The sequence below is a fragment of the Mesorhizobium sp. NZP2077 genome (genome assembly GCF_013170805.1).
GTDB lineage: Bacteria > Pseudomonadota > Alphaproteobacteria > Rhizobiales > Rhizobiaceae > Mesorhizobium.
Genome location: NZ_CP051293.1, coordinates 6,429,607 through 6,444,962 on the forward strand (window position 1 = coordinate 6,429,607; position 15,356 = coordinate 6,444,962).

General features: G+C 60.1%; 12 protein-coding genes and 1 pseudogene. 7 read left to right on the forward strand and 6 right to left on the reverse strand.

Annotation, left to right across the window (positions count from 1 at the left end; translation table 11 throughout):
• The first annotated feature begins 8 nt into the window (after positions 1–8).
• Both HGP13_RS31800 and HGP13_RS31805 read left to right on the forward strand, forming a co-directional pair.
• Positions 9–1,286, forward strand: coding sequence for a cytochrome b N-terminal domain-containing protein (locus HGP13_RS31800; RefSeq protein ID WP_172233449.1), 1,278 nt, complete (start codon positions 9–11; stop codon positions 1,284–1,286).
• Positions 1,279–2,061 (forward strand): pirin family protein, encoded by a 783-nt coding sequence (locus tag HGP13_RS31805; RefSeq protein ID WP_172233451.1) that lies wholly within the window; start codon positions 1,279–1,281, stop codon positions 2,059–2,061. Before HGP13_RS31800 ends, HGP13_RS31805 begins: the two co-directional genes overlap by 8 nt.
• A gap of 477 nt (positions 2,062–2,538) precedes the next feature.
• On the opposite strand, the gene HGP13_RS31810 is transcribed toward HGP13_RS31805, so the two are convergent.
• Together HGP13_RS31810 and HGP13_RS31815 are read right to left on the reverse strand one after the other, a co-directional pair.
• The gene (locus HGP13_RS31810; RefSeq protein ID WP_246707188.1) at positions 2,539–2,871 is read right to left on the reverse strand and encodes a GNAT family N-acetyltransferase; all 333 of its coding nucleotides are present in this window, start codon (positions 2,869–2,871) and stop codon (positions 2,539–2,541) included.
• Positions 2,872–2,887: 16 nt separating this feature from the next.
• A complete protein-coding gene (locus HGP13_RS31815; protein WP_172233453.1) occupies positions 2,888–3,622 on the reverse strand; it encodes an ATP-binding protein in 735 nt (244 codons plus the stop codon).
• 387 nt (positions 3,623–4,009) lie between these two features.
• Here HGP13_RS31815 and HGP13_RS31820 point away from each other — a divergent pair, with 387 nt between their 5' ends.
• The 5 genes and pseudogenes from HGP13_RS31820 to HGP13_RS31840 all read left to right on the forward strand — a co-directional run bounded on the left by HGP13_RS31820 (position 4,010) and on the right by HGP13_RS31840 (position 9,211).
• The gene (locus HGP13_RS31820; protein ID WP_172219771.1) at positions 4,010–4,237 is read left to right on the forward strand and encodes a DUF680 domain-containing protein; all 228 of its coding nucleotides are present in this window, start codon (positions 4,010–4,012) and stop codon (positions 4,235–4,237) included.
• 191 nt (positions 4,238–4,428) lie between these two features.
• A pseudogene (locus HGP13_RS31825) lies at positions 4,429–5,598 on the forward strand (ABC transporter ATP-binding protein/permease); the annotation flags it as partial.
• Between the two features lie 249 nt (positions 5,599–5,847).
• Complete coding sequence (locus HGP13_RS31830) at positions 5,848–6,210, forward strand: SPW repeat protein (RefSeq protein WP_246707189.1); 363 nt, start codon at positions 5,848–5,850, stop codon at positions 6,208–6,210.
• 394 nt (positions 6,211–6,604) lie between these two features.
• Positions 6,605–7,315: a response regulator transcription factor gene (locus tag HGP13_RS31835; protein WP_172233455.1), complete on the forward strand. Its 711-nt coding sequence runs from the start codon at positions 6,605–6,607 to the stop codon at positions 7,313–7,315.
• A 132-nt stretch (positions 7,316–7,447) separates the two neighbouring features.
• A complete protein-coding gene (locus HGP13_RS31840) occupies positions 7,448–9,211 on the forward strand; it encodes a PAS domain-containing protein (protein ID WP_246707190.1) in 1,764 nt (587 codons plus the stop codon).
• A 17-nt stretch (positions 9,212–9,228) separates the two neighbouring features.
• On the opposite strand, the gene HGP13_RS31845 is transcribed toward HGP13_RS31840, so the two are convergent.
• The 4 genes from HGP13_RS31845 to HGP13_RS31860 all read right to left on the reverse strand — a co-directional run bounded on the left by HGP13_RS31845 (position 9,229) and on the right by HGP13_RS31860 (position 14,472).
• Positions 9,229–10,218: an ABC transporter permease gene (locus tag HGP13_RS31845; RefSeq protein WP_172233459.1), complete on the reverse strand. Its 990-nt coding sequence runs from the start codon at positions 10,216–10,218 to the stop codon at positions 9,229–9,231.
• The gene (locus HGP13_RS31850) at positions 10,219–11,082 is read right to left on the reverse strand and encodes an ABC transporter permease (protein ID WP_172233461.1); all 864 of its coding nucleotides are present in this window, start codon (positions 11,080–11,082) and stop codon (positions 10,219–10,221) included.
• On the reverse strand, positions 11,079–12,848 hold the full coding sequence (locus tag HGP13_RS31855) for an ABC transporter ATP-binding protein (protein WP_246707191.1): 1,770 nt from the start codon (positions 12,846–12,848) through the stop codon (positions 11,079–11,081). Before HGP13_RS31855 ends, HGP13_RS31850 begins: the two co-directional genes overlap by 4 nt.
• 67 nt (positions 12,849–12,915) lie before the next feature.
• Entirely contained in the window at positions 12,916–14,472 is a 1,557-nt protein-coding gene (locus HGP13_RS31860) for an ABC transporter substrate-binding protein (protein ID WP_172233466.1), read from the reverse strand.
• Positions 14,473–15,356: the final 884 nt, after the last annotated feature.

Sequence of the window (15,356 nt, forward strand, 5' to 3'; positions counted from 1 at the left end):
ACAGTTCAATGAGCGAGGGACGTTCCACCTACAAGCCCCAGACCGGTATCGGCCGCTGGTTCGACACACGCCTGCCACTGCCACGGCTGGTGCATACTTCGTTCATCGTCTATCCCGTCCCACGCAACCTGAACTACGCGTATACGTTCGGCGGCATTCTCACTATCATGCTGGCGTCGCAGATCATAAGCGGTGTCGTGCTGGCGATGCACTATGCTCCCGACACGGGGCTGGCCTTCAATTCGGTCGAGACCATCACGCGCGATGTGAATTCGGGCTGGCTGCTTCGCTCCCTGCACGCGAACGGTGCATCATTCTTCTTCATCGCCGTCTACATCCACATCTGCCGTGGGCTCTATTACGGTTCCTACAAATCGCCGCGCGAGTTTCTCTGGGTGCTCGGCTGCACCAACTTGCTAGTGATGATGGCGACAGCCTTCATCGGCTATGTGCTGCCGTGGGGTCAGATGAGCTTTTGGGGCGCCACTGTCATCACCAGCTTCTTCAGTGCCATTCCGGTGGTCGGCGACTGGATCCAGCAGCTGCTGCTCGGCGGTTTCGGTGTCAGCAACGCGACGCTGAACCGCTTCTTTGCGCTTCACTACCTCTTGCCATTCTTACTTGTCGGAGTGGTAACCCTGCACATCTGGGCGCTTCACGTCGTCGGCCAGAACAATCCTACCGGCATCGAAGTAAAGTCGAAAACCGATGTCGTCGACTTTACGCCCTACGCCACCGTCAAGGACGCAGTCGGCATTATCGTGTTCTTGTTTTTCTTTGCTTATTTCGTGTTCTTTCTGCCGAATTTTCTTGGCCATCCGGACAACTACACGGCCGCAAACCCGCTGAAGACGCCGGCGCATATCGTGCCGGAATGGTACTTCCTGCCGTTCTACGCAATCCTGCGCGCCATCACCTTCAATGTGGGACCGATAGATTCCAAACTCGGCGGCGTGCTGGCGATGTTCAGCTCAATCGCCGTACTGTTCCTGGTGCCATGGCTCGACAGCTCCAAGGTGCGCTCGGCAGTCTATCGGCCATGGTACCGGGTATTCTTCTGGATGTTCGTGGCCAACGCGCTCTTTCTCGGCTGGCTCGGCTCACAGCCGGCCGAAGGCCTCTATGTCACGATGTCCCAGTTGGCGACGTTCTACTATTTCGCTTTCTTCCTGATCGTGATGCCGTTGCTTGGGCTGATCGAAACGCCGAAGCCCTTACCACATTCGATCACCGAAGCCGTCCTGGAAAAGAAAGCGGCCCGCTCAAAGGCAGATAGCCATGACTAACCAGCAAAGAAGCATCGCTGGCATTGACACCGTCATCCTGCCAATGGCCCTTCGCCAGTCAGATGGATTCAAGATGCGGCGTGTATTGCCATTCCTGAATCGGCGCACGGTCGGACCCTTCATTCAATTCTACCATTTTGGTCCCGAAGAGTTCGATGCGGGCCAGGGCTTCGACATAGGGCCACCCGCCCATGCCGGCCTTGCTGTCTTGACCTATCTGGTAGACGGAGAAATCGTTCTCCGGGACACTCTCGGCAGAATGCAGACCATCCTTCCCGGCGATGTTAGCTGGATGACGACCGGGTCTGGAATCGTCCCGCGACCGTCGACAGAATTCAAAGCGTCGGGGAGTAATCTTCTCGCCTTTCAAGCTTGGATGGCCCTGCCCTTCCAACACGAGGACGTCGCCGCCGACCTCGCGCACTTTGCCTCACCTGAAATACCCAGGATCTGCGCAGACGGTGTTCAATTCAACTTGATCGCTGGATCTTCTGATGGGCTGATCTCGCCGGTCAAGGTCTTTTCAGAGACGATCCTTGCCGAAATTGTGCTCACGGGCAGCGCGCGATATCAGTTGAAATCTGAACATCGTGATCGTGCGATCTATGTGGTCGCCGGCGAGGTTAGGGTTGTCGGTCAGTCGGGGACATTCGGAGAGGGCGCACTGATCGTGCTGACGCCCAGCGTCGAAGTTGTGCTTCAGGCGCCTGCCTTCCACGCAGCGCGACTGATGCTTTTTGGTGGCGGGCCGCTCGCCGACTCGCGCCATGTTTGACTTCGCCCCTATCAGCCCAACGGGTCCAGCGACTGAACTTGGACTGCTCGGCGCCGCATCCCAGGACAAGGGGTCGCGCGGGCGGGGGGTTATGAGGCCCGATTGAGTTCATTCATCGTGCCTTGGCCGGGCAGGCGCCCGTCGTTACTGGCCTTGTGGAACAGTTTCAGAGATGCATGAAAATCGAAGCTGACAGGCCTTGCGGGCCCCCAATCCACTCTCGACAACGGCCAACGGTACGAAATCCGGGAGGTAAGCGCGCGCTGCCATAGCATAGAGATCAGACGCAGTGTTGATTGACCTGCATCGCAACCTCGGGAAGATGATTAAAAAATGGAGTGAACATCATCTCTTGGCGTATAATACTTAGCGCGTCGTCCTAGACTGATTCTGAGCAGTGATGAACCTATATAAATTGTGCTCGTCATTCATTTTACCGCTGGTCCTTGTTCGAGCATCGACGATGCGTGTCCGCAATTATTTGTCGACGACATCGGCATAATCTGGATGCTTTTCGAAAAACCAGCTCATGAATGGACACCTCAAGATTGCCTTGCGACCAGTTTTGCGGAGTAGAGTAAATGTCCCTTGCGCCAATCGCGATGCGACGCCCTGCCCGGAAAAATCCGACGGAACTTCGGTGTGGACCAGAACCACCTTCCCGCTCTCGACCTGGTAATAGGCGGCGGCCATTATTTCGCCGGTTATCGGCAGCTCGAAACGACGCAGTCGAATGTTTTCAACGACCTCTGCATGGACGTTTGGCGTTGGCGACATAGCATCGGGCCTGTCAGAGTATGGGATATTCATCTGAGATGTCGTTTGCCTATCGTATTGCCGGCAATCGCAAAGTCACGGTTGTGCCAGCCCCCAGCGTACTCTGCACAGTGACATTTCCGCCCGCCTCCTCGGCAAAGCTCTTCACCATCGGCAAGCCGACGCCGCCGAGGCCTTCGCCTTTCGTGGTGAAGAAGGGGTCAAATGCGCGGACCATGGTTTCGCGGCTCATCCCAATTCCATTGTCCTCGACACGAATATCGACCTGACCGTCTGTAGACCGTTCCGGGACAAGGGCGACGTCAACCGAGATCAGACCGCCGCCAGGCATCGCGTCCCGCGCATTGAACAGAAGGTTCAGAACCGCATTTTGCAACCCGATCCGATCGCATCTTATCAAAGGCAGGTCGGGTCCGACCGTGACCTCAAGACGGATAGTGGCATCCCAAGCGCTTCGAATGAGGCTCTCGATCTCCGCTAGGCAGTCGCCCACGTTCGTCTGGTGGATGTCCGAGCAGATCCCTCCGGCTGCGCCGATGGTCTGCCTGACCAAGCCGCCGGCTCGTTCCAATGCCGTTTTGGCGCCAGCAATTACGGGTCCAAGAGCGGGAGCCGCCGAGACGTTGGGGTCACGGGCCAGATGATTCAAAGCCGATGAGGCGACTTGGATAAGATTGCCAAGGTCATGAACGATGCCGGCGGTAGACATCTGTCTGGGGCGGCCATCTGGTGGACGGGCTGCCGGACTGTCGAAGACATCCTCCTTCAGCTCCAGGCGTGACATTCCATTCCCCCGCTCTCTGTCGGCATTGTGCGAGAGAGTGCGCCGAACCGACCCGCCGAGCCTATTGTGCGAAGGGGTCTGCCATATGATGCCAAAGTGCAGGATCGGCTGGCTAGACAGTCAAGATCGCAAGCGACGGGGCTGGGCTATCGCATTTAGGTCGGGCTGCTGGATGCAGCCCTGGCGGTGGCGTTCGGTTCCCAGGCATGGAGCCGATGCACGGGCACCCAAATCTCTTGAAATCGCCAGCATCCCCTGGCTTTCGACCTGCGCGGCACCATGCCCTTGTATAGGTCATCCCGGCTACTGGTCTGATCGCATCGCAGGTGCTGCGCCCGTATCTCTACTGGGATGAATGCCATCAAAGATCAACACGAAGTCACCAAGATGAAAATGATTCTTGTTACCGCCGCTCTCCTCGCTTCAGTGGGAGGCGCCATTGCCGGAAGCGACCACTACGGATCGGGCGCTGATCCGCGTTTGCCCGCGACCGCCACCGATGCCGTTAATACCGGATCGACCTGCAAGGCAGACAAGCATGACGGCGTGGCGCATGCCGTGCGCAGGCCGATTGTTCCCAACTGGGAATGCGGCCAGGGCATCTGGGGTCACTAACCCGACGGCCGAAATTTTGAGGGCCGGGGCGAGAGGCCCCTGTCCTTCCGACGTCTCAACCGGCGAAGCTCGTTCCCAATTCTGTCGGCGTGATGACCGCGACGTATGGCCGATCGAGACAGGTTCGCATGCCGAGCCCGCTATGCGGTGCCGGCGTTTATATGACCGCCTCGCAAGCATGGATTTCACGCATGGCTGACCGGGCGGATGATAGGTCAGGTGCCGAGAAGGCCGAAGCGGTCGAGGCTAGCCGCCTGCGCGACCAACTGGAGACGATCAAACTGGGTTTGAAGGCGTCGCCGGTTCGCAACTGGCTCACCTGGACGTCGGTTGGCATCGTGGCGGTCATTGTCGCGACCTCGGTCGGACAGGTGCTGCTCAACAGCTGGAACCAGCCCTTCTACGATGCTCTGGCACGCCGCGACATGGCGGCTTTCCTGCATCAGCTTCTCGTCTTTGCGATGATCGCCGGCGGGCTGCTGGTGCTCAATATCGGCCAGACCTGGCTCAACCAGATGACCCGGCTGAAGCTGCGCGAGGCGCTGACGCTGGACCTGATCGATCAGTGGATGCGGCCGGCGCGCGCCTTCCGGCTGGCCAATGCCGGCGCCATCGGCGTCAATCCCGACCAGCGCATGCAGCAGGATGCCGCGCATCTGTCCGACCTATCGACCGACCTCGGTGTCGGGCTCTTGCAGTCGCTCATCCTGCTCGTGTCTTTCGTCGGTGTGCTGTGGGAATTATCTTCGGGCTTCGTCTTCCACATCAACGGCTGGTCGCTGGCCATACCGGGCTACATGGTCTGGGCTGCGTTCCTCTATGCCGGCATCGGATCGTGGTTGAGCTGGTTGGTCGGGCGCCCGCTTATAGACCTTGACGGCGATCGCTACGCCCGCGAAGCAGAACTGCGTTCTTCGATCGTGCACGTCAGCGAGAACGCTGATGCCATTGCGCTCGGCCACGGCGAAGCCGATGCCAGGCGGCGTCTGGAGCTCGACCTCGACACGATGCTGGCCACAATGCGGCGCATCTATACAGCTCAGATAAACCTGTCCTGGATCACCGAAACCTATGGCTGGATCACCGTCGTGGCGCCGATCCTGGTCGCGTCGCCGGTTTATTTTTCAGGCGATATGAGCTTTGGCGGAATGATGATGGCGGTCGGCGCCTTCAATCAAGTGCATTCGTCTCTGCGCTGGTTCATCAACAATATCGGCAGCATCGCCGACTGGCGCGCCACGCTGATGCGCGTCGCCGATTTCCGCATCGCGCTGAGCGAAACCGATGTGCGGCATGACAAGGAAATGCGCATCGAGTCCGGCGACGATGCCGATGACGGCCTGACCTTCGAGAACCTCGAGGCCGGCTATCGCGAATAGAAAGGGCAACCGCGTCTTCGGCTGCCTGGAAGCCGTGGATCGGAGATTGTTGCTCGTAAGTCCGCGATCACGCTGTGACCCAAGCGCTTCGGTATGTTCCACCACCACCGTGCCCGAACCATCCTAGACGTTAGCATCGAGGGATCGGTGCCTGTGTAGAATTGGCCGATATGTCGGACAGGCCCACTCTCCTTGCACCGGCCACCCCCCGTGGCGCGGCTGACATAGGAGATGAAGATGAGAAGTGAAGTACCGAGCAAGGGGTTGGAATGGACCAACCTGATACTCGGCGCAGGCTTAGCCTTCGCCGCTATCACATTCGCCGGGCTGCCTGCCGCGGCTTGGAACGCCGGGGTCGTCGGCGCGCTGATCGTGTGCGGTTCCGCCGTGGCCCTCTATCGCTACGGGGACTGGGCGGAATGGTCCAACCTCATTTTAGGATGCTGGGCGGTGGCGGCTCCGTTTGCGCTCGGCTTCGGATCGGCGCAGGGCCCGATGTGGACGCATGTCCTGATCGGACTTTGCGTAGCGGTATTCGCTACCCTGCAGCTGATGGCAAGTCGCCGGGCACAGGCTCATTCGAGCACCAACTAACGCCGACTGCCGGAGGTCGTCACGGCGCAGCATGTTATCGGCTTGCTTCCTGCCGTGACGCCTCCAACGGTGCCGACGCGGCTCCGCTTCAGCCCTTCAGCAAAGCGTACGCGTTCGAACCGAAACGGGAGCAGCCTATACTCAAGTCTAGAGTGCCTAATCAAATCACCAGGCCCTAGTCACCCATTGTCGTGTTGCGCCGCCCTCAATCCTTCCGGTACGTCAGATATCGAGGGAAGGTGCTATCGGGCTCTATCTCCGACCATCGGGGTGCCCGAGTCGAGTTTTCTCAAGGCAGTGCAAGTGCAGTTCAGTTGACGTGTGACGGACGTGCGGCTGATAATAGTCAACCGAACACGGTCAATTCGTGTCCAGATCGCCCCGAGAGAGGATTATGGGCGTGGCAACTTCAGCAACTGCAGACAGCCCCATTGCAATTCTGGTCGACGATGATGCGGAGGTCCGCGACTCCTTGCAGGAGTTGCTCAGATCAGTTGGGATCGAGTCTATATCGTTTTCCTCAGCCCAGGACGTGCTAAGCGCGAAGCTTCCAAGCCGTCCGGGCTGTATCGTTCTCGATGTGCGAATGCCAGGTCTGAGCGGGATCGATCTCCAGCAGCTCCTTGCAGCCAAAGACGTAAGGACGCCAATCATCTTCCTGACGGGTCATGGCGACATTGCCATGAGCGTCGAAGCCATGAAGGCGGGCGCGCTGGATTTCCTCACCAAACCGGTGCGCGACCAAACGTTCCTGGACGCCGTGTCGACGGCCATTGCGACCGACATCGCTCGAAGAGCGGCCTCAGCCGTGGCCCAAAAGAACTCGGCCCTTTACGAGACGCTTACGCCACGCGAGCGGGAGGTTCTTAGTTTTGTGGTCTCCGGCGCGATGAATAAGGAGATCGCTTTCGGTCTTGGTATCAGCGAAATCACCGTGAAGCTCCATCGGAGCAACATGATGAAAAAGATGAACGCGCGATCCGTCTCTCATCTGTTCAACGTCTGCCAGTCACTTCCAGCCGATATCCAGTGCCGGTTGAGGATAGCTTCCGCCGCAGGGAAGCCAGTCGCGGAATCGGGGGCAAGAGGGCACTTTGCGAACTGAGTAAACGGGGCCGCGACGACAGGTTGGACAGCGGAAGCGGCATCCAGAGGGTCTCAGATGGAACTAACCTCATCGCAGCAACGTCGTGCCGTGGCTGCGGGTATAAGTATTGCGTGCCTCTTGGTTACGCTGTTGACCCGCGACCCATCTGGCCTGCTGGTCGTGGTTGCAATCGTGTGCATCTGCCTGGGCTGGAGGGCCGGATTGGTGGCCGTCGCAGCCACAAGCTTGATGTCGGCGGTTATGTTGCTGTCGCCGCTTTACGGGACGGAAAGGAGTTCCGCCCGGTTCGCCGCGTTTGTATTCGGGGCTTTTGCAGTATGGCTGGTGGTGAAGATCTTCAGGACCATTAGCTTTTACGACCGGGCTTACCAGGGCCCCGGGGCGGGTATCGCTCACACCCCCGGCCTCGGCTGGTCGGCCTATCCGGACGGACGCCTTCGGTTCCTCAATCCGGCTGCCCTCAAGTACATTGGGGTCACAGCCGAAGAAATGCGCGAGGTCATGGATGCCGACGACTTTTCCTGGTGGCGGAGATTTGTCCATCCCGACGATGCAGAGACGAGCATGGCGCAGTGGCGCCACAGCCTGAATACGGGCGAGCCGATGATCGCGGAAAAGCGTTTGCGGCGCTTCGATGGCACCTATCGGTGGTTTCGCGATACGGGTGTTGCCTCGCACGATGAGCGGGGGCGGATCGTCGGCTGGTACGGCCATACCGAGGACATAGACGACGGGCGCAAAGCGGAAGCCGCGCTGCGTAAGAGCGAGAGGGAACTCAGGCTGTTGGTCGATACGGTTCCCACCATGATATGGCTGATGACGCCGGCTGGATTGCCGTACTATTTCAACAAACGGTTCGTCGACTGGTCGGGCATCGACCCCGTCCAGGAAGAACCGCGAGGCACACGGCAATTCGCCTCTCATGTGGAGTTGTTCCATCCAGACGACAGGGCGAGCGTCAAGGCCGTCTTCCAGAAGTCGTTTGCCCGCGGAGAGCCGCTTCAGCACAAAGGTCGGCTGTGCCGGAAGGACGGCGAATATCGCTGGATCGATTCGCGCTTCGAACCGCTTCGCGACGAAGACGGTACGATCCTGCGCTGGTATGGCGTCAACTTCGACATCGACGACGAGGTCCGCGCTCAGGAATCCCTGCGTCTGGCAGACGAGCGGCTCGCGCGCGCCCTGCGCGCCGCCAGCCTGTCCGAGCTGTCGGTGTCCATTGCGCACGAACTCAACCAGCCGCTCCAGGCGGTCGTGGCCAACGCCGGCGCATTCCAGAGGTGGCTGAGTGCCGACCCGCCTAACTTCAATCACGCCAGCCGCGTCGCCCAGAAGATCATCAGAAACGCCGACGCGGCAGCGCAGGTGATCGGCCGCATCCGGGCGCTGTTCAGCAAGGCCGAAAGCGAGCCGCACGCGATCGATCTGAACGCAGTGATCGGCGAAGTGTGTGATCTTCTGAGTGATAGGCTGGCATCGGCCAACGTCGAACTTGACCTCCACCTCGATCCTGGTCTTCCAGCGACAATAGCCGATCACGTGCAGATGGAGCAGGTCGTCCTGAACCTCGTGCGCAACGGTATCGAAGCAATGCAAGACGTCGGCATCGACGTGCGAAGCTTGCGGATCGTGTCGCGGCATCAGAATGACGCAACAGTCGAAGTCGAGGTGCGAGATCGCGGTCATGGGCTTAGCAATCCGGAACGAATCTTCGACGCGTTTTACACGACCAAGCCAGATGGAATGGGAATGGGCCTGGCGATCTGCCGCTCGATTGTCGAGGCTCACCGCGGACGAATTTGGGCGGAAAATGTCGAGACAGGAGGGGCATCCATAGCCTTCAGCCTCCCTGTCCGCACCGCCGACTCGAGCAAGATACTGCCGCGACAGTAAGCGCCTGAGTGAGCTCGTCAGAGGTTGATCCGCGGGTCGGCCATCGATTGCCCGATCTCGATGAGCGTGTTGACCAGAATGTACAGTATTCCGAAGATGATGGCGACGCCCAGCACCGCCGGAAGATCGGCGCTGGCAAGAGCCTGGACCGTGTAAAGACCAAGGCCCGGCCATCCGAAAACGCGCTCGACGATAAGCAAATTGCCGAAGAGAAGGCGGACTTGCAGGCCGAGCATGGATAGTGGGGCCGTGGCGGCATTGCGCAAACCGTGGCGCAAGAGCACCTTTGTCTCGCTGAGACCCTTGCCACGTGCCGTCCGAACATAAGGCTCACTCATAACTTCGTGCAGTGCGCCGTTCAGGCTTCGACCAACCGCGATGCCGATAGGCAGCGCCAAAGCAAGCGCTGGCAAGAGCAGGTGTCGTAGCGCGTCGAAGCTGACCTCGGGGCGGCCGAGCAGTATTCCATCAATGACATTCAATCCCGTAGGACCCGCGAAGTCGCGGTACCCAAGCCTACCCGCGCCGGGAAGCCAATCGAATCGGAACCAGAAAAAGTAGCTGAGAAGCAAGGCCGACAGGAAGATCGGCGTGGAGCCCGCGCCCACCATAACGAGCCTTATGCCGCCCGAACCCGGTATCAGAAACTGAAGCACTGCCATGAGGAGCGCAAGCGCCACACCCAAAGCGATCGACGCCAGTCCCAGTTCCAGTGTGGCGGGAAGATATTGCCGTATGTCGTCAGATACCGGCCGACGTGTCCTTACCGACGTCCCAAGATCCGCATGGGCGAGGCGCGATAGAAAGCGCCCATACTGAATGACAGCCGGGTCATCCAGGCCGAGTTCCTTGCGCACTGCCTCGACCGTTTCCGGCGGAGCGTTCGGTCCGGCAATGGCTCGCGCTGGGTCGGCCGGGATCACGCTTTGCAGCCCGAACACGATGAAGCTCATCATGAGGAGAACGACGATGGCACCGACGATGCTTTTGGCGAGATATGTCAGCATCTACACCCCCCTTAGCGCGGCGCGAATTCCGTCACCTGCAAGGTTGGCGAGAAGGCACAGAAGAAAGATGATCGCAGCCGGGAGGATTGGCAGCCACCAATGGACAGTCAGACTGTCGAGCGTGCGCGACGTCATTGCTCCGAGTTCAGGCGCTGGTGCAGGCAGTCCAAGGCCAAGGAACGACATCAGCGACAGCGTCATGATGACGTTGGCGACGTCCAGTGACGCTCCGATGAGCAAGGCCGGCAACACTCCCGGCAACAAGTAACGCAGCAGCAGACGCGGACCGCGTACCCCGGCCATGCGCGCTGCCTCAACGTGAGGACGGGCCTTGAGACGACGAATTTCATCGCGGGATATGCGCGCGTACCAGGGCCACCAGAAAATGGCGAGCGCGATCACCGTGTTGACAAGCCCGGGGCCAACTGCAGCCACGAAAGCGAGCGCGATCAGCGTTGATGGAAGGACGATGAACAAGTCGACGATCCGCCCTATGACCAGATCGACCTTGTCGCCCATCAGGCCCGAAATCAGTCCGACCAGGGAGCCCACAGTGAGAGTGAAAGCGATGATGGCGAGCCCCGACAGCCAGGTGTACTGAACGCCGAGGATGACCCGCGAGAACAGGTCGCGGCCGATCTCGTCGGTGCCGAACCAATGTCCGGCCGAGGGCGGCAGGTAGGCCGCGGCGACACGCAGTTGTGGGTCGAACGGCGTGATCCACGGCGCCAGCGCGGCCACGAGGGTGACGACAGGCACACCGATAATGCCAGCGCTTTCAAGCCAGCCGGCACGTCGGAAGAAATCGCGCCAGTTGAAACGAGGCCGCGCCGGCGGCGCGTCCCAGCTTGACCTGCCGGTCATCGTCCGCCTCCTGCTTGTGGGCTAGGCATTGCTGCAATGAGAGACCGTGTGTAGGCGGACTGTGGTGCGGCAACGATGGCATCTGGATCGGCAACCTCGACCAACTCGCCGCCCTTCAGCACCGCGATACGGTCGGCGATGATCCTGGCGGCCGCCAGATCGTGGGTCACGAACAGCATCGCCATGTCGAGCCGCCGGCGAAGATCACTCAGGAGGTTCAAGGTGGTGGCCGCCAGCGACACGTCCATGGCGCTGATTGGCTCATCGCAGAGCAGAAGCCTCGGGGGGACGATTACCGCGCGAGCCAAAACGGCGCGCTGGCATTGCCCGACCGACATCTCGGCCGGCAGCGCGTCCATCAGGACCGGATCGAGGCCGACTAGCTTGATTGCCTCTCCCACGCGACGGCGGCCGTAGTCACTGTCCAGCGAAACGCCCCGCAGGCGCTCGCCGATCTGCTCGCCGATCGTCAGCCACGGCGTCAACGCCGCGACGGGGTCTTGAAACACGACTTGCGGAGGAAGCTTGTCGAAGCGGGTAACGGTGCCGCTCTCGGGCACCATGAGTCCGGCGGCAATCCTTAGAAGGGTAGACTTGCCGGCACCACTCTCGCCCACCAGGGCCACGCACTCGCCAAGCTTGATTGTGAGGCTGACAGACCTGAGAACGGGCTGCGATTGACGCCCCCAAAACGAGCGGTTGCCTGTCGGATATGTCTTACTGACGTTGTGTAGTCTCAAGGCGGCGGTTTCCTGTATCGCCGGAGCCGGCCATGGCTTCGCGTCGACGCGCTGCGCTGAGACAAAAGGGGCTTGTTCCTGGTGAAGGCAAGCAACTGCGCCGCCGTGGACGGAAGCAGCCGCCAACGGGGGCCGGACTGCCGTGCAATCAGGCTGGGCGATCGGGCAACGTGGCGCGTAGGCGCAGGCGCTCGCCACATTTGTGGACGGCATGTGCTCGGACGGAAGTGTGAGCAGCGGCCGCCGCCGATCGGAGTCCAGATCGTATCGGGCGGCGAGCAGGCCGATTGAATAGGGATGCGCGGCATTGCGGGCCACGTCCTGCATGCGACCCATTTCAACGATGCGTCCGGCGTAGAGAATCAGGACGCGGTCGGCCAGTGAGGCCGCCACGGTTAGATCATGCGTAACGAACAGAATTGCGGTCTGCTGGTCGCGGGTGAGATCGCGCAACAGGTCGAGGATTTGCGCCTGCACGGTGACGTCGAGCGCAGTGGTGGGTTCATCGGCGATGAGCAGTTTCGGTCTCGCCATCATCGCCATGGCAATAAGCACTCGCTGACGCTGCCCACCCGACAGGCGATGTGGAAGCGCATCGGCGATGCGGCCCGGGTCAGGCAGGCCGGTTCGGCTGAGCCAGTCCTCGATTGATCCCCCGTTGGATTCCCGCATCTGGTGACGGATCGTCATCGTGGGGTTAAGCGCGCCCATCGGATCTTGCGGGATGGCGCGGACGAGGCGGCGGCGGGCCGACCGCCACGTGCGGCTTCCCGCGCCGACGAGTTCGATTCCGGAAAGTCGGATCGAGCCCTCAACCCGCGGCTGGAATTCCCTCGGCAGCAGCCCCTGAAGGGTCAGCCCGATGCTCGTCTTTCCGGAACCACTTTCCCCGACCAGTGCGACGACCTCGCCAGGAAACATGTCGAAAGTGATGCCATCGATGACACGGGAAGGCCGGCCTTCACGGCTGAGAACGACTGAAAGGTCTTTGACGGCGAGGACAGGCTCGGTCACGGAACTGGACATTCGGTGCGAGTGCTTGACCATCTGCGGTGCGAGCCTGACCTTTGAGAACTAACCGGATGGCCGACGTTCAGGGCCCCCAACGAACGGTAGCGAAGTCGATGTTGCCGGGCGGGTTCACAGGGCGGAGTCCAAGGTCCTTCAGACCCTTGGCGTGGACCACCACATCGTTGACATTGACCAGCGGGATGACGATGCCGGCATCGAAATACATCTGCCCCGCTCTCTCGTAGAGAGCGTTGCGCTCTTTGACATCCGTCAACTGCCCAGCCTGGTTTACGATGGCATCGGCTTCCCGCAGCACCCGGCCAAAAAAGTTGAGGGGCGCGTCCTTTGTAAAAAAGACCTTGGCCTGGTTCTCCGGATGAGCGGCGTCCGGGCCTGCGATCGTCAGCAGCAAGTCGGGAGGGCTGGGGTCGCCCTTCAACGCATAAGCAGCACCGGAGGGCAGCACGTAAGCCGTTGCCTTTACGCCGATCAATGCCAGTTGCGCGATCATCAGGTCGGCGATGCGGGCGTAGCTCGGGGCCGCGCTATGGAGGCCAATGACCAAATGGACCGCGCCATGTTTGGCGATTGCGGCTTTCGCCGCCTCAAAGTCGGTCGGGAACCGGATCGGATTCACCGGATCGAGCATCACGTTCGGATATACCGACCTCGACAGGCTTGCGAACTCGCCAAAGGCATCCTTGACCCAAAGCGCCGGGTTCATCGCTGTCAGAACGGCCTTGCGGATCTCCGCGTCATCAAGCGGCGAGTTCGGCTTAACGAACAGATCGTACGGTATCATGCTCGGGGCGGTGGTGATCTCCAAAGTCCCCGGCAGGCTGGTTAGTTGCGCGAACGGATAATTGATCGGCACGGCATCGATCGTACCCGCCTGCAATTGAAGTATCTGCTGGCTGATATCGGGAACGACCGAAATCTGGATCTGCTGGAAGAACGGTCTGTTCCCCCAATAGGCGTCGTTGCGTTCGAGCACATAGCGCTGTCCGCGTTTGAATTCAGCCAGTTTGAATGGACCTGTGCCGACCGCATGCTCATTGAGCCAAGTCGTCGCGGAATCGCCGCTATCATGGTCGGCGAGCGCTGACGGACTGATGACCTTGGGCCCCCATGGGCTGGAAAGGGCATCGAGGAACGAAGGCTGGGAATGGCCCAGGGTGAGAACGACCGTCGAATCGTCGGGCGCCTTCATGTCCTTCACGTTGGCCAGGAAGTAACTCAGGATCATTCGATGATCGCGGCGCCGCTCGAACGACTTTATGACCGCCGCCGCATTGAAGGGCGTGCCATCGTGGAACTTGGCACCTTCGACCAAATGGAAGGTGTAGGTCAGGCCATCGTCCGAAATGTCCCAACTCCTGGCGAGCAAGCCAACGATCTTGGTCGAACCGGGCTCGTATTGGACTAGACCCTGGTAGACGTTGTCGATTGCGCTTATCGCTCCGGTCTCAAAGCCGTTGTCCGGGTCAAACGAGCCTATATCGGCCACGTAGGGTATGCGGAGCGCTCCATCGGCGTAGGCCGGCGCTACGGAAATCAGCAAACCAATCAAGAGCGGCAGGATCCGCAGACAGAAGCTGCGCTTGCCGGATCGTTCTGTTGGGTGAGCGCGTCCCTGCATGTATATTCCGGTCAGGCCTGATCCTCTCAGCGGCTGCAGCAAGGCCGCCCACAATCGATGCAGTGGCCAGAAAGGCCATCTCTGGTTCAGGTGAACTCGGTGTTCGCCCATCCCAATGAAGTTTTTCGATCGTTGATCGCCACCTCCTGGAGTAACCAGGCGGTGTACCGTTCAGACGGTACTACTGCCGGTCTGTCCGGGTCTATAGAGTCCTCGGCACTGGTTACCCTATGCCTGAGCATAGGGTGCTGCCCGCCACCTGGCTGCCCACCGCCCATCAATAGGACCTGCGCGCGTGCGCTGACAGCCCACTCGGCGTGGTACTTCATTCATCAGCGATCATGGCTTCACGGATCGTCCGCCGTCAGACCGCCCTAGCCGTCCCGGCGCTTGACCCAGCAAGCGAGTTCGATGGCGCAGTGGTCGGGTTCCACAATCAAGGACATAAGCTGACAGAACAAGCAGTCGGGCCGTCGTTCAGCAATGCGAGCGCACAACGTCTGCCCTCGTGGACCGCCCGAGATGCGATTCAATATACGCGAAAGGTTGCCAAGGACGGTTATCGTATGGCCCCAGAAATTGGGAGAGCCAACGGAGAAGAGTCCATCCCTATTCATCGTATCCATCCGTGACGTGGCCATTGAAAATCCAGCTAGCCATTACGACCTCGGCCCACGCGATCGGATTCGCGAAATGGAAGGTGAAGACGCGATCGAAGCTCGACGCTCGTGATGGCTCAAGGAGGATGCACTGATCTGGGCTGCGAACCTATTCTACGCAAGGATCTCTCATGCAATGCCAAGGTTCAGGATGGACAAGCCTGTCGGCAGGTCTTCACGGTGAGTAGACCATGCCGATAGGGCTCCGTTTCGGACAACCGCAAT